Raw genomic sequence first — 23936 nt, 5'->3', positions numbered from 1 at the left:
CTAGCGAATCAGGTTGATCGCCCTGGATCGATTTTGTCATCGCGTTGTTGATGAATGTCAGGCCATATGCGCCGCCGAATCGATGACGGCGCATGAAAGATATGGCGAACTGTTCGGCCGGCTGCAGAAGCGGGACAGGGAGATGCGGCAGGCCTTCGACGAATTTCGGCGCTCGACAGTGGCCATGTGCCTGAGGTTCATGGTGTTCCATGAGCTGGTCACGGAGGAGGAGCTGTCGGAGTTCAGTTCGGAAGTTCGGGATATGGTGCGTGCGCGATAGCTTCGCCCGGCGGGGAGCTGCAGCCGGCATCCACTTGCCGCGCTTGAGGGCGGGAATGGTCAAGACTTTGGTGCGCTGCCGGGTGGCTTGGCTGGCACCGCCCCGTCGCGCAACCACCGGGCCGCCAGCAGCAGCCAGGCCAGGATCAGCACGATCACGATCCGCTGCTCCAAACCTCGCGGCATGCCATGCCACAGCGCGTCGATCCAGAGCGCTATGAAACCCGCCAGCGCGAGTGCGAAAGCCGGTGCGAATCGGGGCTGCCAGCCCGCTGCTCCGCGAAGTCGCCATGATTGCAGCATCGTTGCCACCGTCACGCAGAGAAAGGTGGTTTGTGCGGCCGTGCCGTGTAGCCAGCCTTCGAGTGTCGGCGCACGGCCGGGCAGGTTGCTGTGCGCCAGTGCGGTCACGCAGAGGCTGATGCCGGCGCACGCGAACAACCAGCGGGGCGCGGCGCTGCGCACGGCGTTCGGCAGCACGACGTAGTAGCACCAACCGAGCAGGCCCAGCGATGCGCCCAGCACGAAGTACGCCGCCTGCAACCAATGGCCGCCACGGCCGATGAGGTAGAAGCTGAGCGGTGCGTCGATCCAGTTCATGTCGGAACGCTGCCACTGCACGATCACCGCAACGGCCATGAAGGTCAGCCCCCCGACCAGGGCGATTGTGCCGATGCGACGGATGAACCGGGGAGATGACAAGCGGGCGCTCAGCGCTTGCGCGTCAGTTCGACGCCATCAACCGTCATCTTCCATTGCCCTTGAACCTGATGCGGCGGTGCGGAGACCTTGAAGGTAGTGGTGGCCGGGCCGACGCCGACAACAAAGTCGTCGCCGTCGAAATTTTTCACGGGCGCGTTGATCGACGTGCTTGTGTGGCCTTCCGCACGCTTGTAACTCACCATGCCGGACGAGGTGATCAGCAACGACATGGTCGGGGCATCCCACTCGCCCGCGTACGCGGTCTTGTCGGCGGGCAGCGGTTTGGCGCAAGCCGACAACAACAGGCAAAGGATGGCGAAGGTGATGGTGAACTTGCGCATGTCGTTGCCCGTGGGTTGGTTGAAGCGTCGCCGCAGCATCGCCGCATCGACTCATTCTCCAATGGCTTGGATTGTGCTGCCAGTAGTGCAGCTTTCCCCTGGATACGTGATGAGCGCAATGAAGCAACCGCCATCATCCGCCTGCGGCACGCGCGACACCTTTTGGATGCATGACACTGAGCGGGCAAGTGTGCGGCCATCGTGGGCGACAGTTTGGCGGGAACGGCACGGTGTACGGCTGGACAGAACCACCCCTGCTGCCTCCTGTGACAGCGGTTGGGCCGCCACTTCTTCGGGTTGCTTTACAGACAGTGATGATCTGTGCATACTGTGTATATGAAGTATGCACAGGCCGATCCCGAACTGTTCCTGTCAGTCAATGACAGTACGCCGATGTATCAGCAGATCATCAATCAGATTACTACCAAGGTGATGGCAGGTGATTGGTCCGCGGGTCAACCGTTGCCATCGATTCGGGAGCTGGCGAGTGCCAGCCGGGTCAGCGTGATCACGGTCAAGCGTGCCTATGCGGAACTTGGGCAGGCGGGGGTGATCGTGACGCGGCAGGGCATGGGCTCGTACGTCGCCGAGTCACCAGACTTGTCGACGAGCCTGTTGCGTGCCGAGTTCACTCAGCACTTCGACGCGATGCTGGCGTGCGCCCGACGACTCGGCCTGTCTCCGGATGATGTCCGGCAACTGTTAGACGAGAAGCAGGCCGACTGGTCTGCCGAATCCACCGAAGGATCCAGACCATGACCACCGCATTCGCCCTGTCCGGGGTGACCAAACGCTACGAGAATTTTGCGCTGCAGGACGTCGACCTGAGCATGCCCGAAGGACAGGTCATGGGGCTGGTGGGAGTCAATGGCGCTGGCAAGACGACCCTGCTGCGGCTGCTCGGCGGTCTGGCGCTTGCAGACGCGGGAACCGTCGAGGTGCTCGGCTACGCCATGCCCGCCCAGCAGGTTGCCGCGAAGAAGGAGCTGGGATTCGCCACTGAAGACATGCGTCTGTTCAAGAGCCAGTCCTTGCGCTGGCACATGGACTTCGTGCGCTCCATCTATCTGGGATGGGATGAGACTTACGCCATCGAGCTGCTTCGTCGTTTCGATCTGCGTGCGGAGCAGACGGTGGGCGGGTTCTCGCATGGGCAGCGCGTCAAGGCGCTGTTGATGCTCAATTTTGCCCGCCGACCAAGACTGCTGCTTCTGGACGAACCCACCACCGGGCTTGATCCGGTAGCGCGTGACGAGGTGCTGCAAGTGCTTGCAGATGTACTTCGGGACGAAGCACGCAGCGTGTTGTTCTCCTCCCACAACACGAAGGATATCGAGCAGATCGCCGACACCATCACCTTTGTTCACAAGGGAAGACTGCTTGCGTCGAAGGACAAGGAGGTGTTTCTCGATGGATGGCGCCGGATTGTTTGTCAGGGGTCGTGGACGCCGCCCGACAATGCCCTGTGGCCAGAAATCGCTTCAACGCGACAGAACGGTTCCATCCTGGAACTAAAAGTGCGCCAGTTCAGCGACGGTTTGCTCAAGCGGCTGCAGCAGCAAGGCGTGGATGTGCGTAGCGCCGAGCCGATGAGTCTGGAAGATATTTTCGTTACCACCGTGCGCGCCGGAGGTGTGGCATGACTCTCTCCCAACTCAACCTGCCGGTGATCAAGCTGTTGGTCGCCAAAGACTGGAAGCTGTTCGAGAGGCAGCTTGCGGCGTGCGTGGTTGGCGGTATTGCCGCCCTGTGCCTGATCGGCATGGCCAAGGGCTGGAGCTTCTATCTTGGCTCGCTGTTGATGATCATCGTGCTGGTGGGTGCTGCGTGCTTCTCGATCTCCACCTCGTTGCTGGTTGAACGCAAGGAACACACCCTGGAGTTCGTCATGAGTCTGCCGGTGACCCCGCTGGACTATTACCTTGCCAAGCTGCTGGGCAACTTGATCACTTTCCTCGTGCCGTTCCTGCTGATGCTGGCCGGTACCCTGCTGGTGATCCTTCTTACGCCCTTGCCCGACGGACTGGTTTCCCTGTCGCTGTTGGTCTTCGGCCACGTATTGTTGGCTTATGCGGCATCACTGAGTGTCGCCATGGCGGTTGAATCGGAGGGTTGGAACATCTTCGCCATGATCGGCAGCATGTTGTTGATCAATCCGTTCATCATGTTGCTGGGGCAACTCCCCGTGATCAGCGAACACGTCAAGACCGACACCATCGTATTCGGTCCGATCATCGCGGCGATCTTGTTGTTCCAGGTGTTGGCCAGCGTGGCCGTGCTGGTTGCCACCGGCTGGGTGCATGGCCGCAAAAGGTCTTTCTACTGACGACGCTTCGATACTGAAAAGCCGCTGCGTTCGCAGCGTCGCCAAACGCTCTCGTCATACTTCCGACCGCTCCGCGCGGAGGTCCCGCCATGCACGACACAGTACGTTTTCATTACATGGACAGCTTGCGCGCGCTGGCCATGCTGTCTGGTGTGCTCTTTCATGCCGCGCTGGCGTACAGCCCGATCATTCATCCGTATTTTCCGGTTGCCGATCGTGCCCAGTCACCCGTCGTGGACGTGTGCATTTGGTTCCTGCATTTGTTCCGCATGCCGCTGTTCTTTCTGATCGCCGGATTCTTCACTGCGATGCTGCTGCGCAAGCGTGGCATGGGAGGCATGTTTCAGAATCGGCTCAGGCGCATTGCGTTGCCGCTGATCATCTTCTGTCCGCTGGTAGTCGCTGCAATGAGCTACAGCACCATGCACGCGGCGGCGACCGTACAGAACCCGTCGCCCATGCTGGTGATGATCCAACAATTCTCCTTGACGGCGAATCCGCCGAAGCTGCCACCCAGCACCGGCCACCTCTGGTTCCTCTACTACCTGCTGCTTTTCTACGTACTTGTCTGGGCGGCGAAGAGTCTGGGTGTGGGAATGCTTGGAACTTTGGTGCGGCGTCTGGATCCGGTATGGCTACTGGCGCTGCTGCCGCTCCTGCTGGTGCCGGCGCTCGCTTCGGTCAGTGCACCCCATCCTGCTCCGGAGGGCTTGTTTCCGCGGTTCTGGGTATTCGGGTTCTATGGGCCATTCTTTGCCTGCGGCTACCTGTTGTTCGGTCACGAGGCGGTGATCGACCGGTTCCGACGCTTTGCTCCATGGTTGCTGGTGGGAAGCCTGCTGCTCTACGCGGGTTTCTGGCACCTGATGAAGCGGCACGTCCCCACCGCTGCCGACCCGTCTGCGACTGTGCTGATTGCGTCAACCGAGGCCTTCATTGGTGTCTGGATGACCTGCGTGATCCTCGTCATTGGCCGATCCCTGCTCAATCGTGGCAGCCGTCTGACGCGCTATTTTTCGGACGCATCATACTGGGTCTACATCATCCACTTGCCGGTTCTGTTCGTTATTCAGTACCGGTTGATGGACATGGACCTGTGGTGGCCGGCCAAGTTCGCGATTGCGGTCGTGGTCACCTTTGCCACATGCCTGCTCAGCTACCACGCACTCGTGCGAGGGACGGTAATCGGAAAGCTGCTTGGCGCCCCGTCGCCGGCGCCGAGCAAAGTGGCGGCGGCCTGACTGTGCAGGAAGTCGATCCGTTCCGCGTTGCCTCGGCGCGACAGCTTGCCCACGGCGCCGGTTATGTGGAACTTGTTGAAGGTGAGCCTGATGTCCGCCTCGGTCAGCGTAGTTGCCGTCAATACTCGACTGTCTGCGCTCGTCAGCCACGCGCAGCATCTTGGCGCCGACTCAATGGCTGGCGGTTTCGACGTCCGCATGGCGAGTGCGATCCGACATGTTCTGGTCGTGACTATTTGCCGCGTGCGCCCTGATGAATGCGACCACATCCTCAAGCGCTGGCGCCTTGCCGCGAAATGGCCGCGAGATCGCCAGCAGGATCGCGGCGTGTCCGATATCCGGATACATCTTCACCTCGGCCGGCTCACCTTCGCGCTTGAGCGCCGCGGCCAACGAAGTGGCGTTGCGCGGCCATACCACCTTGTCGGTGCTGCCTTGCAGAAGCAGCATCGGGGGTTCGTCGCCATCGACGAAGTGCACCGGTTGCGAGCGCAGTTGTTGCTGATGGGTGGCGCCGAACATGTCGATGAAGTCGGGGTCTTTCAGGGGCAGGAAGTCGTACGGGCCGGCCAGGCCGATGAAGCCGGCGAGTTGGCGTGGATGCATGCCGACGCCAGCGAGCCAGTGTCCGTCGGTGGCCAGCAGGGCACCGATGTGGGCACCGGCCGAGTGGCCCATCAGGAAGAGCCTGGCGGGCTTGGCGCCGTACTGGGCTGCGTGCGCGTGGGTCCACGCCACGGCGTTTGCGGCGTCATGCATGAAGCCGTCGAGGCGTACACGGGGCCACAGGCGGTAGTCGGGGATTACCACCACCACGCCGCGTCTGGCCAGCGCTTCGCCAGCCCAGTGGTACCACTGCCGCTTGCCCGATTTCCAGCTTCCACCGTAGAAGAACACCACGACCGGTGCGTCGCGGGCGTCGCGTGGTTGATAGACGTCCAGAGCCAGTTGATGGGCGCGGTCGTAGATGACGTCCCGCTGGACCACCACATCGGCCCTGCTGGCGGTGGCGTTGAGGCTGCGGAACAGCACGGCCTGGCAGCCGCTGAGCAGCCCGCTGCCGAGCAGCAGCACGACCGTGGCCAGCAGGCCGCGTGGACTTGAAAGGCGGGATGAAGGGTCCTGATTTGCTGGCATGCGGTTTCCTGATGGATTTGCGTGGGCCTTGACCCCTTTCTGCGGCGCGTTGCGTTGAATCCTGGGTGCGGCCTGCATCCATACATACGCATCGCGACCGCCAGAGGATGCAGGCAGCGTCGTGTGCCTGACGTGTTCCACTTACACTGTGCCGGCCGACGGCCTACAGGGGGAAAGCGACATGCTTCGTCGATTGTGCATTTTGCTGGGACTGGGGTTGCTGTGGGCGGCGCCGCTGTCGGCGCAGGACATACCGCCACCGCTGCGCGACTGGCAGGGCTGGGTGTTGCACGATGTGCCGCATCACGCCTGTCCGTTCCTCGCCAATCGTGCACCTGGTTCGGACAGCTATCGCTGCGCGTGGCCGGGCCGGCTCACGCTCGATGCCGACAAGGACGGCGGTCGCTTCAGCCTGGACGTGCATGTGGATGCGCCGAGCTGGGTTGCCTTGCCGGGCGACAGCCGTCACTGGCCGCAGCAAGTGAGCCTGGACAAGCAGCCGGCCACGGTGCTGGAGCATGAAGGGCAACCGATAGTGTGGCTGGCGCCGGGCGACTACCAGATTCGCGGCCTGCTGCCCTGGGTGTCGCGACCGGCGAGCTTGCGCTTGCCAGAGGCGATCGGCCTGGTGACCCTCAGCGTCGACGGCGCCGCGGTGACGCGGATCGAACGCGATGGCGCGCAGCTCACCCTCGGCGAGGCAGCCAGTGCCCAGCGTGCGGCCGATGCGCTTTCGCTGCGCGTCTACCGGCGTCTCGGCGATGGCCTGCCGGCCACGCTGGAAACGAGGCTGCAATTCAATGTCACCGGCAGTGCGCGCGAACAGGTGCTGGGGCCGGTGCTGCCCGCAGGCTTTGTCGCGACGGCGCTGGACGGCCAGTTGCCTGCACGCCTGGAGAACGACGGGCAATTGCGCGTGCAACTGCGGCCGGGTCAGTGGACGCTGACCCTGATGGCGCGCAGTGTCGCCCCGTTGGCCAAGGTCGGCGTGAGCTTGCCGCCGGCGCCGTGGCCGAAGCAGGAAATCTGGAGTTACGCCGACGACAATGCGTTGCGCGGCACGCGTGTCGAAGGCAACGCCACCGATGCCGCGCAGGCCGGCGTGCCGGCGGACTGGGCCAATCTGCCGGCCTATGTGCTGGATGATGGTCGCGGCTTGAAGGTGGAGCAGGGCAATCGCGGCAATGAAGGCAGCCGCGGCGACGCGCTGCATCTGCAGCGCGAGATGTGGCTGGATTTCGATGGCGGGCATTTCAGCGTGGCCGACCAGCTCAGCGGCGAATTGCGCCATCACCAGCGGCTCGATGCCACTGCGCCCTGGCAGTTGCAGCGCGCGGCGGAGGACGGCGATCCGCTGCTGGTGACCCGCGATGCCAAGGGGCGCGCCGGCGTCGAATTGCGTGATCAAAGCATCGACGTGTCGGCCGGCCTGCGCGTGCCGGCCCACGCCGGTGCGATACCGAGCTCCGGTTGGCAACTGCCGCTGGATGGCATCGATGCGACCGTGCACCTGCCGCATGGCTATCGCCTGCTGGGCGCGATCGGTGCGGATCGCTCGAATGATTCCTGGGCAGCCCGATGGACCTTGCTCGACCTGTTCGTGGTGGCATTGATCGCGTTGCTGGCCGGCCGTCTGCTGGGTTGGCCGTGGGCGCTGCTGGCGGCTGCTTACCTGACGCTGGCCCAGCACGAGTCGATGGCGCCGCTGTGGACGCTGGCCGCGGCCCTTGCCCTTGCGTTGGTGCTGCGTGCGTTGCCCGAGGGACGCTTGCGCCTGGTTGCCCGCGGAGGCGCCATGGCACTGTTCGCGTTGGCGACGCTGTGGGCATTGCCCTTCAGCGCGGCGCAGTTGGAGTACGCGTTGCATCCGCAGCTTGAACAAGGCCTCCGTGAGCGGGTCGTTTCGGTGGCATTTGTGCCGCCGCAGGATGCTCCCGCCATGGAGGACAAGGCGCAGACTGGAATGCCGCCACCGCCGGCGCCTCCGGCGCCGCAGCAAGCGCCTGAGCAGCCGCCTCCCAAGATCATCGGGCAGTCTGCGCCACCGCCAGTGTCCGCGGTGAGCGAGAACTCCGTCCAGGCGCCGCCACGCACCTTGGACAGCATCGTCGTCACCGGTTCGCAAATCTCGGTCAGCCAACTGGTGAGCAACGAACAGGACAATCACACCGTGATCCAGGCCGGCCCCGGCATGCCGAGCTGGAATGAGGGCAATAATTATCGACTCGGCTGGTCCGGCCCGGTGACGCCGCAACAGACCACGCGGCTGGTGATCGCACCGGCCTGGCTGGTGCGGCTGTTGCGCGTGTTGATGGTCGGTCTGCTGGCGGTGGTGCTGGCTCGTCTGGCGCTGCACCTGTGGCGACCGCGGCGTGGTGGCCGGGTGACTTCGCGTGGTGCCGGTCTGGCGGGCGCCGCGCTGCTGGCGGTCGCGTTGTTGCCGACGAGCGCGCGCGCGCAGGCCTTGCCCGATGCGCAGCTGCTGCATCAGCTGCGCAACCGACTCACCGAAGCGCCGAAATGCGCGCCGCAGTGTGCCGAGGTGGCCCAGGCACAATTGCACGTCAATGGCAGTGTGCTGGAGGTCGAACTGGAAACCCATGTCGGCGCGACCGTCGCGCTGCCATTGCCCAGGCCCGACGAGACAATGCCGCTGGTTGACGTCAGCCTCGATGGCCACGCCAACCCGCCCTTGCTGCGCAGTGATCATCAGCTGCTGCTGCGGCTCGAGCGCGGCGTTCACCGCATCAGCCTGCGCTACCGACTCGACGGCGTCGACAGCGCGGCATTGCGCTTCGCGCTGCCGCCGCAGCGCATCGACTTTGTCGGCGCAGGCTGGTCGCTGGAAGGTGTCGATGCGGGGCGGGTGCTAGGCGACAGCATCACCCTGCGCCGCGCGCAGACGGCGACCGATGGCAAGCCACTGCAGGCAGCACAGGATTTTCCGCCGTATGTGCGGCTGACCCGCAGCATCGGCCTGGGTCTGGACTGGATCGTGGTGAACCGGGTCCAGCGCATGGCACCGCGCGATGGCGGCTTCAGCATCAGCTTGCCGCTGTTGCCGGGCGAGCACCCCCAGGGCGAGGGCGTGCTGGTCAAGGACGGCAGGATCCACGTCACCTTCAAGGCCGGCGAGTCGATGGTGAGCTGGAACAGCCAGCTCGATCGCTCCGCGCAGATCACCTTGCAGGCGCCGCCCCTGGGCGAGCGCGCCGAGGTGTGGGAGGTGGGCGCCGCGCCGATATGGCATGTTGACGCCAGCGGCGTGCCGACCAGTGGCAGCCCGGATGGTCTGCGGTTTGATCCGCTGCCGGGGGAAAAACTGCAACTGGCGATCACCCGTCCCGAGGCGATCGCGGGCGACAGCCTCGCCATGGATGGGGTGGGGCTGACCATCCGCACCGGCGAGCGTGCCAGTGACCTCAACCTGAGCCTGCGTGCGCGCAGCACCCGCGGCGGCGAGCATGCGATCGACTTGCCGCCGGGCAGCGAATTGCTCGATGCCAAACGCGACGGTCAACCGATCAACCTGGCGATACGCGACGGCAAGCTGAGCCTGCCGCTGCTGCCCGGCGAGCACGACTACGCCCTGCATCTGCGCGAACCCAAGGGCGTGGCTGCGCGTGTCAACACGCCATCGCTGGATCTGAACGCACCGGTGGCCAACATCGAGCTCACCTTGCGGCTGCCACAGAACCGCTGGGTGTTGTGGACCTGGGGGCCGACCGTCGGTCCGGCGGTGCTGTACTGGTCGCAGTTGCTGGTGTTGCTGGTGGCGGCCTGGCTGCTGGCCCGGTATGCGCCCACGCCGCTGCGCCTGCGCCACTGGCTGCTGCTGGGGCTGGGCTTCTCGGCCTTCGCGTGGAGTGCATACGCGCTGGTGGTGGCGTGGCTGATCGGACTGGGCCTGCGTGCGCGCATGCGTGCACCGGAACAGATGCCGAGCCTGCGCTTCAATCTGCTGCAACTGGGCCTGGCCGGATTGACGGTGCTGGCACTGGGCGTGCTGGTGGGCGCGGTGCCGCAGGGCCTGCTTGGCCTGCCGGACATGCATGTGGCGGGCAACGGCTCGTATGCCGCCAGCCTGCACTGGTTCGCCGATCGCAGCAGCGGCGTGCTGCCCTCGGCCGGTGTGCTCAGCCTGCCGCTGTGGGTCTACAAGGTTGCCATGCTGGCATGGGCGTTGTGGCTGGCGAACGCGTTGATCGGCTGGCTGCGCTGGGCCTTCGATGCCTGGACGCACGGTGGTTACTGGCGCAAGCGTGCAGCGCAGAAGACGCCGCCAGAGTTGCCGCCGTCGGCGGCGGAGCCGGGCGCCGATGCCTGATATCCGCAACGCCCTGGCAGTAGCGACGCAGCGGCTTGGTGAACGCGCCGATGCCGAAGCGTTGTTGCTGCACGTCCTTCAGCAGTCACGCAGCTGGCTGTTCACGCATGCCGACGACGCGCTGGACATGGACGTCCAGACGGCTTACGAAGCCTTGCTCCAGCGCCGCGAGGCCGGCGAGCCGGTGGCCTACATCACCGGCAGCCGCGGCTTCTGGACGCTGGAGCTGGAAGTCACCCCCGCGACCCTGATCCCCCGCCCGGAAACCGAGCTGCTGGTGGAGCTGGCGCTGCAGCGCTTGGCGCCCGACTTCCGCGGGCACGTGGCGGACCTCGGCACCGGCAGCGGCGCGATTGCGCTGGCGCTGGCGCGCGAGCGACCGCACGCGCAGGTGGTCGCCACCGACGCCAGTGTCGCCGCGCTCGAGGTTGCCCGCCGCAATGCGCGGCGCCACGCCATCCACAACGTCAGCTTCGTGCACGGCGACTGGCTGGCACCGTTGGGGGGTCAAGACTTCGCGCTGATTGTTTCCAATCCCCCCTACATCGAAGCTGAGGACCCGCACCTGCTGCAGGGTGACCTGCGCCATGAGCCGGCCTCCGCGCTGGCCTCCGGCAACGATGGACTGGACGATATACGCCGCATCATCGACGCGGCACGCGCGCATCTCGAGCCGGGCGGCTGGCTGTTGTTCGAGCATGGCTGGAACCAGGGCGAAGCGGCGCGTGGATTGCTGCGCGATGCCGGTTACGCCGAGGTGTTTACCGCCCGGGATCTGGAGCAACGCGATCGGGTGAGCGGCGGGCGGCGTTGATCAGCACCGCCAGGGCGCCGAAAGTTTGCCGGCCAGCTGGTGTGCCTGCGTCGATCATTGAGGGATCGGCAGACCGTGCCGTGCGAGTTGCACGTCCGCTGTTTTCGGCTGGCGTGGGGACGCACGACAGGCGAAGCAACAGCAAGAGCGCCCCCATCCGCCCTGTCGGGCACCTTCCCCCGTAAACGGGGGAAGGAAGATCCCTGCAAGCTACGAGTTGCATCCCTTCCCCGGCAAGCGGGGGAAGGAAGATCCCTGCAAGCCATGAGTTGCATCCCTTCCCCCGCAAGCGGGGGAAGGTGCCCGACAGGGCGGATGGGGGCACGCCGCCACCGGCGACGTCGAGACGGCAGCCGCCTGCCCACCACCGGCTTGCGATCCTGCGAAGCCATCCTCGCCTGCCACCTCGAAGCAAGTGTTTCATGGGCTCTCCTGAAGCGAAAAGGAGAGGGGTCATGCTTACGTTGGGTATCGAGGAAGAAGTACAGGTGGTTGATGGTCGCGGCGATTTGGTGGTGCACGACCTGACACGGGACCCGGCGCAGCTCGCCGTGCCCGAGGGCGAACTGGATCGGGAGATTCATCGCTGCGTGATCGAGCTGAAAACCCGGGTCTGTCGCAGCGTGCCGGATTTGCTGGCGGCATTGGATGCGTTGCGCCGCCAGGCCCGGCGCCGGGCGGCGGCGCAGGGGCAGTCGATCATCGTGGCCGGTCTGCATCCCACGGCCAGGTGGCAGGCACAAGCGATGCACCTGGGGCCGGCATTTCCGCATTACACCGACCTGGTGCAGGAATACCAGGACGTTGCCCGAAGCGCCTTCAGCTTCGGCATGCACCTGCACCTGGGGCTGCCGGCGGGTGCGCCACGCATGGCGGTGATGAACCGGTTGCGACACGTGTTGCCCGAAGCCTTGGCGTTGTCGGCCAGCTCGCCCTTCCTGGACGGCAGCGATACCGGCTTGCAATCGTGGCGACACAGCTTGCTGGACCGCTACCCGCGCATGGGCACGCCGGATACGTGGGACAGCGACGAGGCCTACGTGGCGCATGTCCAGCGGTTGCGCGGGACGGGGTGCATCGGTCCCGAACAGTCGCTGTGGCAGGACCTGCGCCTGCACCAACGCTACGGCACGCTGGAGGTGCGCATCATGGATACGCACCCGCAGCTGCGGCGCATCGGCCTGATCGCCACGCTGCTGGCGTGGGAGGCGCAGACGATCCTGCAGGAGTTGCACGATGGCCATGCCGGCTCGATATGGTCGCGTGCCTGCATCGACGAGAACAAGTGGCGTGCGCGGCGCCATGGGCTGCGCGCGCAGTGGATCGACTGGGATCGTGACGAGGCCTGCAATACGGCGACCCGGTTCGCTCGCTGGTGGGCCCGTCTGGCGCCGCAGGCCGCGCATGCCGCCGTGCGGAGCTACTGGGAGCGCGAGCTTGCCGATGCGCTGGACGAGGGCACTTTTGCCGATCGCCTGCGCGCGCGTGCCGCCAGCGACGCCGACTGGTCTGCCACCTTGCGCTGGATGGTGGAGTCGAGCGCCGAACACGTGCCGACCTTGCCGCAGGCCGGGGGCTGGCGATGAACGCGCTGCCGTCGCTGCAACTGCGCCCGCTGGGTGCCACCGCCTTGGCGCAGTCGCTGGCGCAGGTGGGGGCGCCACATCTTCCGCTGCAGCAGTTGTCGGACCACTATGCCGTTGGCAACCAGTCGCTGCGGCGCGTCTTGCAGGGCAGGCTGGAGAGCTTGCTGGCAGGTCTCACGCCGCAGTTGCGTGTGGGCGGGGGCGGTTGGCCGCAGATTCCCGCGGACGTGCTGGCGCTGGACATGGCCTTCGTGGACAGTCCCGACCGGCCATTCGACCTGGCCTGGGTGGAGATCCAGGCATTCACCTCGATGCTGCCCACCTTCCACACCCTGCATCTCGCGCAGCGTCGCGTGCACGGACTGGCGCCGAACTGGTTGCCGCACGATCCGCTGACGCGCGGCACGAACTGGGTGGAACAACTGCGCCCGTGGGTCGCGCCGGATGCGGCCACCGTGCTGGTCGAGGATCGTCCGCGCGAACGCCCGACCTGGCCGGATCTCGACGCGGCAAGGTACTGGTGGCAGGTGGATGTGCACGACTGGCGCGACTTGCTGCCGAGGCACCGACGACTGAGTCATCCGGGCAGCGGACGCGAGTACAGCCATGCATGGAACCGGCTGATTCTGTCCGACCTGGCGCCGATCGACCGCCTGCGTGCGGAGGCGACGCTGATGGCCGCCGACCGCCTGACCTGGCACAGCCATCCAGTCTGGTACGAGCGCATCCACAAGGGTTGTCTTGCCGGGCAGACGCTGCAGGCGCACGAGGCCTGTCACTGGGTCGAGGATTGCCCGGATGGCGGGCGCGGCTGGCCCGAGCCCGGGCATTGGGTGGCCAAGGCGGCCGACGGTCATTCCGGCAATGGTCTGTTGCTGGCGCCGACGACGGCCCAGTTGATCGAGCTGCCGCGGCCGCGACGCTGGATCGTGCAGCGCCGCTTCCGTCAGCGACCGATCGGGCAGCATGCCGACACCGGCCAGCCCCTGTTCGGGGAGTTGCGTTGCATGCTGGGTCTGGGTGGAAACCGTCCGCCGTGGGTGATGGCGTGGATCCTGCGCCTGTCCACCGACGGCATCGCCACGCTTACCGGGCGGCAGACGGTTCCGGGCGAAGGCATGACGATGCTGTACTTCGAACAAGGGGATGGCTGAGGTGTCGTCAACGAAACACGCCGCGCAGGGGCGCGGCGTGTGGCGACCACGGCTGGTTGGCTGGATCAGCCGGTGCTGGCGAGGCTGGTGCTGGCCAGTTGCGGGAAGCGCGCATGGATCGCATGGCGAATGGCGGGCAGGTCGAGCCCGGCCATGGTCAGCACTTCCTCGCGGCTGCCGTGTTCCAGGTAGGCGTCCGGCAGGCCAAGCTGGAGGATCGGCAAGGTGATGCCGTGTGCAGCCAGGCATTCCGCCACGGCCGAACCGGCACCGCCGGCGATGGCGTTGTCCTCGAGCGTGACGAAGGCGTCGTGGCTATTCGCCAGCTCCACGATCAGCGCTTCGTCCAGTGGCTTCACGAAGCGCATGTTGACCAGGGTGGCGTCCAGCTCGGCAGCGATCGTGGCCGCCGGTGCCAGCATCGCGCCGAAGCTGAGCAGGGCCAGGCCGTGGCCGCGCCGACGGAGTTCGGCCTTGCCGATCGGCAGCGTTTCCAGACCGTGGTGAATCGACACACCGGGGCCGGTACCGCGCGGGTACCGGATGGCGGCGGGGCCGGCGTGCTGAAAACCGGTACTCAGCATGGCGCGGCATTCGTTCTCGTCGGCTGGCGCCATGATCACGAAGTTCGGCAGGCAGCGCAGGAAGCTCAGGTCGAAGCTGCCCGAGTGCGTCGCGCCGTCCGGGCCGACCACACCGGCGCGGTCGATCGCGAAGGTGACGTCGAGGTTCTGCAGCGCCACATCGTGGATGGCCTGGTCATAGGCGCGCTGCAGGAAGGAGGAATAGATCGCCACCACCGGCTTGGCGCCTTCGCAGGCCATGCCGGCGGCCAGCGTCACCGCGTGCTGTTCGGCAATCGCCACGTCGAAGTAGCGCTTCGGATACTCCCGCGAGAAACGCACCAGTCCCGAGCCCTCGCGCATGGCCGGCGTGATGCCGAGCAGGCGTTCGTCCGCGGCAGCCTGATCGCACAGCCAGTCGCCGAAGATGTCGGTATAGGTCGGCTTGGCCGGGCCGGATTTCTTTTTCAGGCCGGCGTTGGGATCGAACGGGCCGACCGCGTGGTATTCGATCTGCGCCTGCTCGGCCGGCGCGTAGCCCTTGCCCTTGGTCGTGATCACGTGCAGCAACTGCGGTCCGGGCAGACCCTTCACCGTGCGCAGTGCCTGCAGCAGTTGCGGGATGTTGTGGCCGTCGATCGGGCCGGTGTAGTGGAAGCCGAGCTCCTCGAACAGCGTGCTTGGCACGAACATGCCCTTGGCATGCTCCTCCCAGCGCTTGAACCAGCGCCCGAAGAAGGACTGCCTGGGAATGGCCCGCTTGGCGCGCTCGCGCCACTCGTTGAGCCGCTGGCTGGCCATGGCGCGAGCCATCATCTTGGTCAGCGCGCCGACGTTCTCGCTGATCGACATGCCGTTGTCGTTGAACACCACCAGCATGTCCGGTTCCACGTCGCCGGCGTGATTGAGCGCTTCGAAGGCCATGCCGGCGGTCATCGCGCCGTCGCCGATCACCGCCACGACCTTGCGGTGGTCGCCCTGTTGCTGCGCGGCGATCGCCATGCCCAGCGCGGCGGAGATCGAGGTGGAGGAGTGGCCGACGCCGAAGGTGTCGTACTCGCTTTCCTCGCGACGCGGGAACGGGGCCAGCCCGTCCTTCTTCTTGATCGTGGTGATGCGATCGCGGCGGCCGGTGAGGATCTTGTGCGGATAGCACTGATGGCCCACGTCCCAGACCAGGCGGTCATGCGGCGTGTCGAATTCATGGTGCAGGGCCACGGTCAGTTCCACCACGCCCAGGCCGGCACCGAAATGGCCGCCGGAGCTGGCCACTGCCTCGATCAGGTACTGGCGCAACTCGTCGGCGACCGCCGGCAGCTCCTCGTCGGGTACGCGACGCAGGTCCGCCGGTGTCTCGATCGGGGCCAGGTGGGGGTAGTGGCTGAGGTCATTCATCTGTGTATTGTTGGCCCAGCGGCGGGGCGGGGCAAGGGCGGGATTGTGAACAAGGCATGATTTGGCATGTGCACATGACGAACACGCGGCCGCGAGGAATCTTCGCAGACCGTTCAAACCGGGGAGTCAGGCCATGTCCATGCGCAAACTGTTTCGCCGATTTGCCGAATCGACCGCACGCCAAGCCGGAAAGCCCGCGGCGTTCATCATGGCGGCGACGTTGGTCGTCATCTGGGCGGCGACCGGACCACTTTTCGACTACGGAGACACCTGGCAACTGGTCATCAACACGTCGACCACGATCATCACGTTTCTGATGGTGTTCCTGATCCAGAGCAGTCAGAACCGGGATACGGGTGCGCTGCAGATCAAGCTTGACGAGCTGATTCGCACCAGCAAGGCCCACAATGCTTTGTTGAATCTCGAGGAGCTTGACGACGACCAACTGGAGCGAATCCGCAAGCACTATTGCAAACTGGCGACAAGCGCGCGGGACAGCATAGACACGATCGAACGGGACGCACAGGATCTGCACAACGACGACGACGGCAATGCCGGTCGCGAAGGGGCGGACTGAAAGAACTGCGGTCAGGCGGCGATCGAGCGGCGGTCGCGCGGCAGGCGGCTGACCAGGAATTCCATCTGGTCGGCCAGGATGTTGCGGTTGGACAGGATCAGGTGCTCGACCCAGCTCGGCCGGTAGGGCACCGCCAGCAACGGCATGTTGGCCTGTTGCGGCGTGCGGTTGCTCTTTTTCAGGTTGCACGGCAGGCAGGCGCTGACCACGTTCTCCCACTCATCCTTGCCCTGCCGCGAAATCGGCAGCACGTGGTCACGGGTGAGCTCCAGGCGGGTGAAATGCTCGCCGCAGTACATGCAGATATGGCGGTCGCGCGCAAACAGCGCGGTGTTGGTCAGCGCGGGAGACGGGTCGATCGCGTGCTGGCGGCAATGGCCGGTGCTGGCGATGATCGGATGCAGCTGCAGCGTGCTCTGCACGCCGAGCAGGCGGTTGTGGCCACCGTGCACGGTGAGGCAGGGGTCGCCCAGGGTCCATGCCACGGCATCGCGGACATACAGGCAAACTGCGTCCTGCCAGCTGATCCAGTCCAGAATGCGGCCGGCGGCGTCCAGCGACAATACGCGGGTCGCGTGGAGATTGGCGGATTTTGGCGCGTCCATCAGCATGTGGATCGTCCTTCAGCCAGGGCGTTGCAGGGCACGTTGTCAAATGCCCTTCTGTCTGCAGCATAGACCAATTTTGTGCCGGATCGCACGCGCTCTGGCGATATACGGCGGTCCGGGCAGTCGCCGCCATGCACGAGCGCTGATATGATCGGGGGTCTATGCAGACCCCACGCCGGGTTTGACAGGGGCGCTGCAGTGGTGGCCCGGCACGGCGGGGGGATACAAGGTGGATCAACGTGGCTGAAGTCATTTTCTACGAGAACCCGGTGCCGCTCAATCGTACCGAACACAAGGAACTTCGCCTGAAGGGCCTTCCGCACATGAAGTTCGCGATGAACGCGCACTCGGTGCCGCTGACCGCGGGGGAATTCGGCCTCGCCGCGCGTGACCTGATGATCGTGTTCGCCGGCACCGACGTGGCCAACGCCGGTCCGATCGCGTTGCTCGGCCTGCGTCAGAACGAAAACCTCTATGTGGATGCGCAGGGGCACTGGGCACCGAACGTGTACATTCCCGCCTTCGTGCGCCGTTATCCGTTCGTGCTGGGCGAAAAGCCGGAAGGCCAGGAGGGTGCCGATTTCACCGTGTTTCTCGACGACAAGTTCGAGGGCTTCAGCACGGAGGATGGCCAGCGCCTGTTCAATGAGGACGGCACCGATACCGAGCTGCTGACCAATGCAGTGGGCTTCCTCAGCGAGTTCCAGCAGAACATCGAACGTACCCGCAGCTTCATGCAGCATCTGGTCAAGCACGACCTGCTGGAGTCGCGCAATGTGCAGTTGCGCAAGGGCGAGGATGATTCCAGCCCGGGCATCACGCTCAATGGCCTGTACATGGTCAACGAGGAAAAGCTGCGCGCGCTGGATGAGAAGGTCACCCACGAGCTGATGCGCGAAGGCGTGCTCGGCTGGGTCTATGCGCACCTGCTGTCGCTGTCCAATATCGATCGCCTGGCCCACCGGCTGAGCGAGCGAGAGCAGGCCGAGGCCACCGCGGCAACCAGCACCAACTGAAGCACCGCATGGTGCCGTTGTCATGAGGAAGCCGCCTTCGGGCGGCTTCATCGTTTGCGTCACCTTCAACGTGCCGGCTTGACCAGCCGCAGCAAGTCCGTGGCGTAGCCGCACGATTCGTAGAGCGCCCGTGCACGTTCGTTGCCCGGGAATACCGCCAGCGTGACCAGGGCGCAGTGGTGCTCACGCGCCCAGTTCTCGGCATGCAGCATCAGCGCCTTGCCGACGCCACGCCCTTCATGCCGGGGCGCGACCGCCACGTTGTTGATATGGCAATTGGTGCGGCCGGTGAAGAAGTCCTGTGTCTTCTGCAGTTCGATGAAGCCGACCCGTTCGCCGTCGGCATTCTCCGCCACGAACAGGAAGTTGTTGGCGGGCTGGTCCTCCAGGTGGCGGTGCAGATCATCACGGATGCCTTCGATGCACTCGTGCCGCCGCCGCCACGGGGGCAGGGTGAAATCGACCAGGCGCGGGATCAGCGGGAGAATGAAATCGTCGTCGTCTTCGGCCAGACGGATCAGCAGGGTCGAGTCAGTCATGCGGCGTGGGTCAGTGGGGTTTTCGCCTGTTTTTACACCTGCCGCGTGACCGGTGGAAGCCCCGCGTCCGCGGGACATGTATATTCCGGCAGGGTCGGCCCGATGAGGCGCAGCGCATGGTTCCGGGGTCGGCCACCAGCCATCGAGCGCCAGGGAGTCCAACTTGTCCACCACGCGTCGCATCCACCTGCAGCCCGCCAACCACGCCGTGCTTGTGCAGGGCATGGCGAACATCCGCCAGGAAATGAAGCTGCCGGCCGAATTTCCGCCCGAGGTCGAGGCCGCTGCGGCGGCCGCGGCCGCGAATCCGCGCCTGCCGACGCTGGACCGTACCGACGTGCCGCTGGTCACCATCGATCCGGCCGAGTCGATGGATCTGGATCAGGCGATGTATGTCGAGACGCGTGGTGACGGTTACCGGGTGTTTTACGCGATTGCCGATGTCGCGGCCTTCGTCAGCGCGGGCGATCCCGTGGACCTGGAAGCGAATCGTCGTGGCGAGACCCTGTACGGCGCCGACTCGAAGATTCCCCTGCACCCGAAAGTGCTTTCCGAGGATGCCACCTCGTTGCTGCCCGACCAGGTGCGCCCGGCTTTGTTGTGGACGATCGAGCTCGATGATGCCGGTGATTTCGCCGACATCGACGTGCGTCGGGCTCTCGTGCGCAGCCGCGCCAAGCTTGACTATCTCGGCGTGCAGCAGTCGATCGACGACGGCAGCGCCGGACCGATGTGGGCGGTGTTGCGCCGGATCGGCGAGCTTCGGCAGCAGCGTGAGCAGGCGCGCGGTGGCATCAGCCTGCCGCTGCCGGAGCAGGAGATCAGTGTGGTCGATGGGCGCTGGACGCTGGCATTTCGCGCGCGTCTGGCGATCGAGGACTGGAACGAACAGATTTCGCTGTTGACCGGCATGGCCGCGGCTCGGCTGATGGTGCAGGCGAAGGTGGGTTTGCTGCGCACCTTGCCCGAGCCCGATCCGCAGGCGTTGCAGCGACTGCGGATCACGGCCAGGGCACTCGGCATCGACTGGCCGGCGAGCCTGGACTACCCCGGCTTCATCCGTTCGCTCGATCCCTGCAATGACCGCCATGTCGCGATGCTGACCGCATGCACCTCGGTGCTGCGCGGCGCAGGCTATGCCGCCTTCCATGGCAGCCTGCCGGCGCAACCGATGCAGTCGGCGATTGCGGCCGAATACACCCACGCCACGGCGCCCCTGCGTCGGCTGGTCGATCGCTATACCGGCGAAATCTGCGTGGCACTGTGCGCGCAGCAGCCGGTGCCGGATTGGGTGCTGGCGGCGCTGCCGAACCTGCCGGCCACGATGCAGGCATCCGGCCATCGTGCGCACCAATACGAGAAGGCCGTGCTGGACCTGGCCGAGGCCGCCGCGCTGGCCTCGCGCATCGGCGAGCAGTTCGACGGCGCCATCGTCGAAGTCGCGGCGGATGCCAGCAAGGGTGTGGTGATGCTGCGCGAGCCGGCGGTCGAGGCCGGCGTGACCAGCACGTCGACACTGCCGCTGGGCGCCGACGTCAAGGTGACCCTGGTCGAAGCCGATCCAGGCAAGCGGGTAACGCGCTTCGCGTTGGCCTGAGCGTCGGCGTCAAGATCCGGACGATCAGCTTTCCACCATGGTGCGCAAGCGCTGCAAGGCCTGGTCCCATTGCCGTTCGATTGCTTCAAGCGAGCGGCGCGCCTCGTCAAGCCGGGTTGGCTCGAATTGCCATAGCCGTTCGCGGCCCTGCCGCATGTCGCTTACCAGGCCTGCGCCGGCCAGAACATCCAGGTGCCGGGTTATCGCCTGCCGGGTGATCGCCGTGCCGGCGGTGAGCTGGGTGATCGACATGGCACCGCCGGCGCAGAGCACGCCCAGCAGGCGGAGCCGGGTGGGATCGCCCAGGGCTGCGAAAACCGGTGCAGACTTCCCCACGGTCGCGGCGGTTGCGCGAGCCTTCGAGGCGATCGTTTCAGCGCGTTTCGACATGATGCAGGATGTTCTTCATCTGCTGCTCCCAGCCACCACTGTTCATCCGGAATGCCTCGGCGCGGCGTTCGGCCGGTATCTGGTTGAAGCCGGACTCGACGACCCGCAGCAGGGTGCCACCGCTGACTTCTTCCAGCTCGAACACCACCCGCGTGGGCGGTTCGTTCGAGTAATCATGGGTGGCGTCCACCGCATACGGGTGCCAGTGGAACGAGAGCAGCCGTTCGGGTTCGATCCGTTCGAGGGTGATCTCGAACAGCAAGTGCTCGTAGCCCGGATGAGTGATGTGACCGCGGACGCATTCGCCGGCGACGAAGCGCTGGCCCTGCAATGCCACGCCGAACCATTCCCCGAAGGCCTCGGCGTCGGCAAGGGCGTGCCACACGCGCGAGCGCGGCGCCTTCAGCAGGATCTGTTTTTCGATGCGGTCGGTCGAGGCATTCATGGGCAATCTCCTTCGTCGGAAAGGGCAACCACGAGGTTGCACATTATTCCGGTCGGAAGATAAATGCAACCAAATTGTTGCATTACTCCAGAGCGCCATGCCCAAGCTGTCCCGGAGCGGCTCCGGGACAGCTTCGCCTCTTGGGTTACGGCGCCGCCGTGGCGACCGCGCCAGCGCCGGTGGCGTCCACGGTCAGCGATACGCGACGGTTGTCCACACCACGATCGTGGGTGGCGCCCTTCACGACCTGGCGGTTGCTGTCCTCGCCATAGCTGACCGCCCGCACCTGGTCTGCCGAAAGGCCGCTGCTGACCAGGAAGTCACGCACGGCGTTGGCGCGCTGCATGCCGAGTTTCTTGTTGTAGGCGCGCGAGCCGGCCGGGTCGGCGAAGCCTTCCACCGTGATGAGCACGTTGGGATGGTATTTGGCGATCGTGGCAGCGAAGTCCTGCAGCGCCGGCTTGTCCTGTTCGTTCAGCGTGGCGCTGTTGAAAGCGAAGTGCGCCACCGTGTCGATGCTCACCCGTCCCTGCATGGCGGTGATCTGCTGGTCGTACTTGGAGAACTGCGACTGCATCTGCTGCTTGATCGCATCGATCTGCTGTTGCTGATCCTGCTGCTTCTGCTGCAGCTGCTGGATTGCGGTGTTGAAGTCGGACTGCTTGACGTATTGCGAGCAGCCGGCGAGGCCGAGTGACATGAACGCTGCGGCCAACACGGCCATCCGGGTGATCCTGGTACTCATCGCAGTCTCCTTGGATTCATGCGCGTCTTCACGTGACAGCTTGGCGCGCGGGACAGGGGAGGGTTTTTGCATGCTGTCCCGAAAAACCTAACCGATCATGGTGGCAAGCACACGTGAAACGATCACACTGGGTGACCGCTGTTCAGTTTGAGTTTCATTCCAGCGCACTGTGATCGGATGATCTGGTTACGCGATCGCATCGATTCGCCTGATGGCGTGCGAGAAATTCGCGTCGAGGGTGCTTGCCCTTGCACGCTCGGTGATACGGCTGCGCTCACGCAAGGTCTTCACCGGCACGCTGCGATCGACCGCGCCGATGCGATGGAGGTATTCGGGCAGGTAGCCGGTGAGCAGCAGGCGTATGTCCCACGGCAGGCCGGCATCGATCTTGCGCGCCATGCGATAGACGATGGTGGTGCAGTTCGAGGTGAACGTGTTGTAGAAGGCTGGCTGCACCGCGAGCTGGTTGGCGGCGTGCACATAGGACAGGAACAGCGCGCGCAAGGTGGCATGCTCCAGCTGCAGTGGATACAGATAGTCGTCCTCGCCGCGGACATTGGTGCGCACGCCGATGATGTCGCTTTCATCGGCCGCGACCAGGATGGTTTCGAACTGCTTGAAGAAGCCGCCGATCGAGGAATATGCCTGCTCGCGACTCTTGCGTACCTCCATCGAGAACACCAGATGGCGGCCATCGTCGAAACCGAACGAAATCATCGCGTGCGCGATCGCCTGGCCACTCCAGTAGGACAGCACCGCATCGGCGCCGGTCAGGCGGTTCAGATCGACCTCGCGGCGTTCCCAGCGGATGTCATAGTCGCTGTCGCTGCGCCAGCGGAAGTTGCGAACGTTGTCCAGCTGCACGTGGTCGCCACGCACCGTGCCGGTCAGCAAGCGTGCAACATCGTCGCGCCACGGCTTGTCGCCGGACGGTTTGATGCGGATCCACCACAGCAACAAGCCCGCGTGAACCGCCACCAAGACCAGCAACGGCAGGACGCTGCGCGCGTCGAGGGCGAGCACCACCAGCGCCAGCACCAGCAGTATCCACGCCATGCTGCCGACCGTGCGCGCGATCCTTCCGCCCGGTAGCCGATACCACAGTGCCAGCGCCGCCCACGCTCCCGAACACACCACCAGCAGCACCATCAGCGCGAGCAGGATGGTGCGCCCGATCGTCCACAGCCAGTCCGTCATCTTGCCGTCATCGCCTTGGCCGACTTTGTGATTGCCGACTCAACCTTGCCGGTAAAGCTTCATCAACGCCACCACCCCCAGCCCCCAAACGCCGTTGAGCAGCAGGGCGCCGACGATCAGTTTGGGATCGAAGCCACCGGCCATCGGCATGCCCTTGATCGGAAACACCACGAACAGCGCGATGATGCTCGGCAGCAATGCGCCCCAGATGGCGCCCCACAGCCAGCGCTTTCCACCACGCAGATGGCGGATCATGGCCCACAGCAGGATCCCCCACAGACCACCCCAGAACGCCAGCGAGATGACCGCCGGTACGTTCCACGGCGGCACCGCCGTCATGTTCCACGCCGCGTGCGGGAAAGCACCAACCAGGTGCAGAAGTTCAAGCAGCCCCTGATGGAATACCAGGGTGGAAACAAATCCCGCCACGAACGCCAGTAACCATTTCATTGCCATCTCCAGTGAGGGGGTGACGGCGGGCTTCGGCCCGCCGTTCCCGGATTCGGTTGCGTCTTGATCGCGGCAACGCGCTTTCGTCATTGCCGGAATCTTCGTCCGTAACGGTATCGAGGTTACTCCGTGGGCCACCATGTCGGCCGCACCGGGGATGTGGCTCTGCACGGCGGGTCGATCATGCGTGGTCGGTTGGCAAGCCTGTTGCATCACCCCAGGCATGAACGACATCGCCTATGACATCTCTCATCTGCTCGAAGTCGAACTCCACCAGGCGGAAGCGCCTGCGCCGAGGGTCGTGCGGGCTGTTCCCGACGCTGTAGCCAGCCCCGCGCGATCAAGCGTGGCCGAAGCGCAGGAGGCGTTGGCCCGCGAACTGATGCAGTCTGCGGCCATCCACGACGCCCTGGTCCAGCAGTTTCTGCGCATGCGCGGGGATACGTTCCAGGAAGCCTACGGCGAGTAGCTCGTGTCGGTCCGGGCGCGTGGTCGCAGTTGAGCCAA

24 protein-coding genes are annotated in these 23936 nt (G+C 65.1%); 13 read left to right on the top strand and 11 right to left on the bottom strand.

Annotated features, from left to right (window positions below):
• The first annotated feature begins 13 nt into the window (after positions 1 to 13).
• Complete coding sequence (locus tag AC0L58_RS12710) at positions 14 to 280, top strand: hypothetical protein (protein WP_473683939.1); 267 nt, start codon at positions 14 to 16, stop codon at positions 278 to 280.
• A 59-nt stretch (positions 281 to 339) separates the two neighbouring features.
• On the opposite strand, the gene AC0L58_RS12705 is transcribed toward AC0L58_RS12710, so the two are convergent.
• The gene (locus AC0L58_RS12705) at positions 340 to 981 is read right to left on the bottom strand and encodes a DUF998 domain-containing protein (protein ID WP_473683937.1); all 642 of its coding nucleotides are present in this window, start codon (positions 979 to 981) and stop codon (positions 340 to 342) included.
• An 8-nt stretch (positions 982 to 989) separates the two neighbouring features.
• On the bottom strand, positions 990 to 1322 hold the full coding sequence (locus AC0L58_RS12700; protein ID WP_473683935.1) for a hypothetical protein: 333 nt from the start codon (positions 1320 to 1322) through the stop codon (positions 990 to 992).
• A gap of 336 nt (positions 1323 to 1658) precedes the next feature.
• Between AC0L58_RS12700 and AC0L58_RS12695 the strand changes: the two genes are divergently transcribed.
• The 4 genes from AC0L58_RS12695 (at position 1659) to AC0L58_RS12680 (ending at position 4889) form a co-directional block, all read left to right on the top strand.
• Entirely contained in the window at positions 1659 to 2081 is a 423-nt protein-coding gene (locus AC0L58_RS12695; RefSeq protein WP_473683933.1) for a GntR family transcriptional regulator, read from the top strand.
• Positions 2078 to 2965: an ABC transporter ATP-binding protein gene (locus AC0L58_RS12690; protein WP_473683931.1), complete on the top strand. Its 888-nt coding sequence runs from the start codon at positions 2078 to 2080 to the stop codon at positions 2963 to 2965. The genes AC0L58_RS12695 and AC0L58_RS12690 overlap by 4 nt, the downstream gene beginning before the upstream one ends.
• Positions 2962 to 3648 carry a hypothetical protein gene (locus AC0L58_RS12685; protein WP_473683929.1) on the top strand — a complete coding sequence of 229 codons (687 nt, stop codon included), beginning with the start codon at positions 2962 to 2964 and terminating at the stop codon, positions 3646 to 3648. The genes AC0L58_RS12690 and AC0L58_RS12685 overlap by 4 nt, the downstream gene beginning before the upstream one ends.
• Before the next feature lie 116 nt (positions 3649 to 3764).
• Positions 3765 to 4889: an acyltransferase family protein gene (locus AC0L58_RS12680; protein ID WP_473683927.1), complete on the top strand. Its 1125-nt coding sequence runs from the start codon at positions 3765 to 3767 to the stop codon at positions 4887 to 4889.
• Positions 4890 to 5060: 171 nt separating this feature from the next.
• Here AC0L58_RS12680 and AC0L58_RS12675 read toward each other — a convergent pair whose 3' ends face one another.
• On the bottom strand, positions 5061 to 6026 hold the full coding sequence (locus AC0L58_RS12675) for an alpha/beta hydrolase (RefSeq protein ID WP_473683925.1): 966 nt from the start codon (positions 6024 to 6026) through the stop codon (positions 5061 to 5063).
• A gap of 181 nt (positions 6027 to 6207) precedes the next feature.
• Between AC0L58_RS12675 and AC0L58_RS12670 the strand changes: the two genes are divergently transcribed.
• The 4 genes from AC0L58_RS12670 (at position 6208) to AC0L58_RS12655 (ending at position 13907) form a co-directional block, all read left to right on the top strand.
• Positions 6208 to 10353 (top strand): hypothetical protein, encoded by a 4146-nt coding sequence (locus AC0L58_RS12670; protein ID WP_473683923.1) that lies wholly within the window; start codon positions 6208 to 6210, stop codon positions 10351 to 10353.
• Positions 10346 to 11167: a peptide chain release factor N(5)-glutamine methyltransferase gene (gene prmC, locus AC0L58_RS12665; RefSeq protein WP_473683921.1), complete on the top strand. Its 822-nt coding sequence runs from the start codon at positions 10346 to 10348 to the stop codon at positions 11165 to 11167. The genes AC0L58_RS12670 and prmC overlap by 8 nt, the downstream gene beginning before the upstream one ends.
• Before the next feature lie 455 nt (positions 11168 to 11622).
• Complete coding sequence (locus AC0L58_RS12660; RefSeq protein ID WP_473683919.1) at positions 11623 to 12753, top strand: carboxylate-amine ligase; 1131 nt, start codon at positions 11623 to 11625, stop codon at positions 12751 to 12753.
• Positions 12750 to 13907: a hypothetical protein gene (locus tag AC0L58_RS12655; RefSeq protein WP_473683917.1), complete on the top strand. Its 1158-nt coding sequence runs from the start codon at positions 12750 to 12752 to the stop codon at positions 13905 to 13907. The genes AC0L58_RS12660 and AC0L58_RS12655 overlap by 4 nt, the downstream gene beginning before the upstream one ends.
• A 65-nt stretch (positions 13908 to 13972) precedes the next feature.
• On the opposite strand, the gene dxs is transcribed toward AC0L58_RS12655, so the two are convergent.
• A complete protein-coding gene (dxs, locus tag AC0L58_RS12650; RefSeq protein WP_473683915.1) occupies positions 13973 to 15865 on the bottom strand; it encodes a 1-deoxy-D-xylulose-5-phosphate synthase in 1893 nt (630 codons plus the stop codon).
• Between the two features lie 133 nt (positions 15866 to 15998).
• Here dxs and AC0L58_RS12645 point away from each other — a divergent pair, with 133 nt between their 5' ends.
• Positions 15999 to 16442 carry a low affinity iron permease family protein gene (locus AC0L58_RS12645; protein WP_473683913.1) on the top strand — a complete coding sequence of 148 codons (444 nt, stop codon included), beginning with the start codon at positions 15999 to 16001 and terminating at the stop codon, positions 16440 to 16442.
• A gap of 11 nt (positions 16443 to 16453) precedes the next feature.
• Here the strand turns inward: AC0L58_RS12645 and AC0L58_RS12640 are convergent, their stop codons facing one another.
• Entirely contained in the window at positions 16454 to 17053 is a 600-nt protein-coding gene (locus AC0L58_RS12640) for an HNH endonuclease (RefSeq protein WP_473683911.1), read from the bottom strand.
• 236 nt (positions 17054 to 17289) lie between these two features.
• Between AC0L58_RS12640 and AC0L58_RS12635 the strand changes: the two genes are divergently transcribed.
• Positions 17290 to 18066: a SapC family protein gene (locus AC0L58_RS12635; RefSeq protein WP_473683909.1), complete on the top strand. Its 777-nt coding sequence runs from the start codon at positions 17290 to 17292 to the stop codon at positions 18064 to 18066.
• 65 nt (positions 18067 to 18131) lie between these two features.
• On the opposite strand, the gene AC0L58_RS12630 is transcribed toward AC0L58_RS12635, so the two are convergent.
• Entirely contained in the window at positions 18132 to 18605 is a 474-nt protein-coding gene (locus AC0L58_RS12630) for a GNAT family N-acetyltransferase (RefSeq protein WP_473683907.1), read from the bottom strand.
• Positions 18606 to 18768: 163 nt separating this feature from the next.
• On the opposite strand from AC0L58_RS12630, the gene AC0L58_RS12625 reads away from it, so the two are divergent.
• Entirely contained in the window at positions 18769 to 20202 is a 1434-nt protein-coding gene (locus tag AC0L58_RS12625; protein WP_473683905.1) for an RNB domain-containing ribonuclease, read from the top strand.
• 24 nt (positions 20203 to 20226) lie between these two features.
• Here AC0L58_RS12625 and AC0L58_RS12620 read toward each other — a convergent pair whose 3' ends face one another.
• The 5 genes from AC0L58_RS12620 to AC0L58_RS12600 form a co-directional block, all read right to left on the bottom strand.
• The gene (locus tag AC0L58_RS12620; RefSeq protein WP_473683903.1) at positions 20227 to 20592 is read right to left on the bottom strand and encodes an ArsR/SmtB family transcription factor; all 366 of its coding nucleotides are present in this window, start codon (positions 20590 to 20592) and stop codon (positions 20227 to 20229) included.
• Positions 20576 to 21037: an SRPBCC family protein gene (locus tag AC0L58_RS12615; RefSeq protein WP_473683901.1), complete on the bottom strand. Its 462-nt coding sequence runs from the start codon at positions 21035 to 21037 to the stop codon at positions 20576 to 20578. Before AC0L58_RS12615 ends, AC0L58_RS12620 begins: the two co-directional genes overlap by 17 nt.
• Positions 21038 to 21182: 145 nt before the next feature.
• A complete protein-coding gene (locus AC0L58_RS12610) occupies positions 21183 to 21782 on the bottom strand; it encodes an OmpA family protein (protein WP_473683899.1) in 600 nt (199 codons plus the stop codon).
• Positions 21783 to 21968: 186 nt separating this feature from the next.
• Entirely contained in the window at positions 21969 to 22979 is a 1011-nt protein-coding gene (locus AC0L58_RS12605; RefSeq protein WP_473683897.1) for an Lnb N-terminal periplasmic domain-containing protein, read from the bottom strand.
• A 39-nt stretch (positions 22980 to 23018) separates the two neighbouring features.
• Positions 23019 to 23429 (bottom strand): hypothetical protein, encoded by a 411-nt coding sequence (locus tag AC0L58_RS12600; protein ID WP_473683895.1) that lies wholly within the window; start codon positions 23427 to 23429, stop codon positions 23019 to 23021.
• 223 nt (positions 23430 to 23652) lie between these two features.
• Between AC0L58_RS12600 and AC0L58_RS12595 the strand changes: the two genes are divergently transcribed.
• Positions 23653 to 23898, top strand: a complete 246-nt coding sequence (locus tag AC0L58_RS12595) for a hypothetical protein (RefSeq protein WP_473683893.1) — start codon at positions 23653 to 23655, stop codon at positions 23896 to 23898.
• Positions 23899 to 23936 lie beyond the last annotated feature (38 nt).

The sequence above is a fragment of the Rhodanobacter sp. G2-10 genome (assembly GCF_055809185.1).
Note: the sequence above shows the minus strand (reverse complement) of the source record. Positions and strands in the feature narration are given on the sequence as shown.

Coding starts and splice junctions, on each gene's coding strand:
- AC0L58_RS12700 (WP_473683935.1), bottom strand. CDS start 1,322: ATGCGCAAGTTCACCATCACCTTCGCCATCCTTTGCCTGTTGTTGTCG.
- AC0L58_RS12695 (WP_473683933.1), top strand. CDS start 1,659: ATGAAGTATGCACAGGCCGATCCCGAACTGTTCCTGTCAGTCAATGAC.
- AC0L58_RS12690 (WP_473683931.1), top strand. CDS start 2,078: ATGACCACCGCATTCGCCCTGTCCGGGGTGACCAAACGCTACGAGAAT.
- AC0L58_RS12685 (WP_473683929.1), top strand. CDS start 2,962: ATGACTCTCTCCCAACTCAACCTGCCGGTGATCAAGCTGTTGGTCGCC.
- AC0L58_RS12680 (WP_473683927.1), top strand. CDS start 3,765: ATGGACAGCTTGCGCGCGCTGGCCATGCTGTCTGGTGTGCTCTTTCAT.
- AC0L58_RS12675 (WP_473683925.1), bottom strand. CDS start 6,026: ATGCCAGCAAATCAGGACCCTTCATCCCGCCTTTCAAGTCCACGCGGC.
- AC0L58_RS12670 (WP_473683923.1), top strand. CDS start 6,208: ATGCTTCGTCGATTGTGCATTTTGCTGGGACTGGGGTTGCTGTGGGCG.
- prmC (WP_473683921.1), top strand. CDS start 10,346: ATGCCTGATATCCGCAACGCCCTGGCAGTAGCGACGCAGCGGCTTGGT.
- AC0L58_RS12660 (WP_473683919.1), top strand. CDS start 11,623: ATGCTTACGTTGGGTATCGAGGAAGAAGTACAGGTGGTTGATGGTCGC.
- AC0L58_RS12655 (WP_473683917.1), top strand. CDS start 12,750: ATGAACGCGCTGCCGTCGCTGCAACTGCGCCCGCTGGGTGCCACCGCC.
- dxs (WP_473683915.1), bottom strand. CDS start 15,865: ATGAATGACCTCAGCCACTACCCCCACCTGGCCCCGATCGAGACACCG.
- AC0L58_RS12645 (WP_473683913.1), top strand. CDS start 15,999: ATGTCCATGCGCAAACTGTTTCGCCGATTTGCCGAATCGACCGCACGC.
- AC0L58_RS12640 (WP_473683911.1), bottom strand. CDS start 17,053: ATGCTGATGGACGCGCCAAAATCCGCCAATCTCCACGCGACCCGCGTA.
- AC0L58_RS12630 (WP_473683907.1), bottom strand. CDS start 18,605: ATGACTGACTCGACCCTGCTGATCCGTCTGGCCGAAGACGACGACGAT.
- AC0L58_RS12620 (WP_473683903.1), bottom strand. CDS start 20,592: ATGTCGAAACGCGCTGAAACGATCGCCTCGAAGGCTCGCGCAACCGCC.
- AC0L58_RS12615 (WP_473683901.1), bottom strand. CDS start 21,037: ATGAATGCCTCGACCGACCGCATCGAAAAACAGATCCTGCTGAAGGCG.
- AC0L58_RS12610 (WP_473683899.1), bottom strand. CDS start 21,782: ATGAGTACCAGGATCACCCGGATGGCCGTGTTGGCCGCAGCGTTCATG.
- AC0L58_RS12605 (WP_473683897.1), bottom strand. CDS start 22,979: ATGACGGACTGGCTGTGGACGATCGGGCGCACCATCCTGCTCGCGCTG.
- AC0L58_RS12600 (WP_473683895.1), bottom strand. CDS start 23,429: ATGAAATGGTTACTGGCGTTCGTGGCGGGATTTGTTTCCACCCTGGTA.
- AC0L58_RS12595 (WP_473683893.1), top strand. CDS start 23,653: ATGAACGACATCGCCTATGACATCTCTCATCTGCTCGAAGTCGAACTC.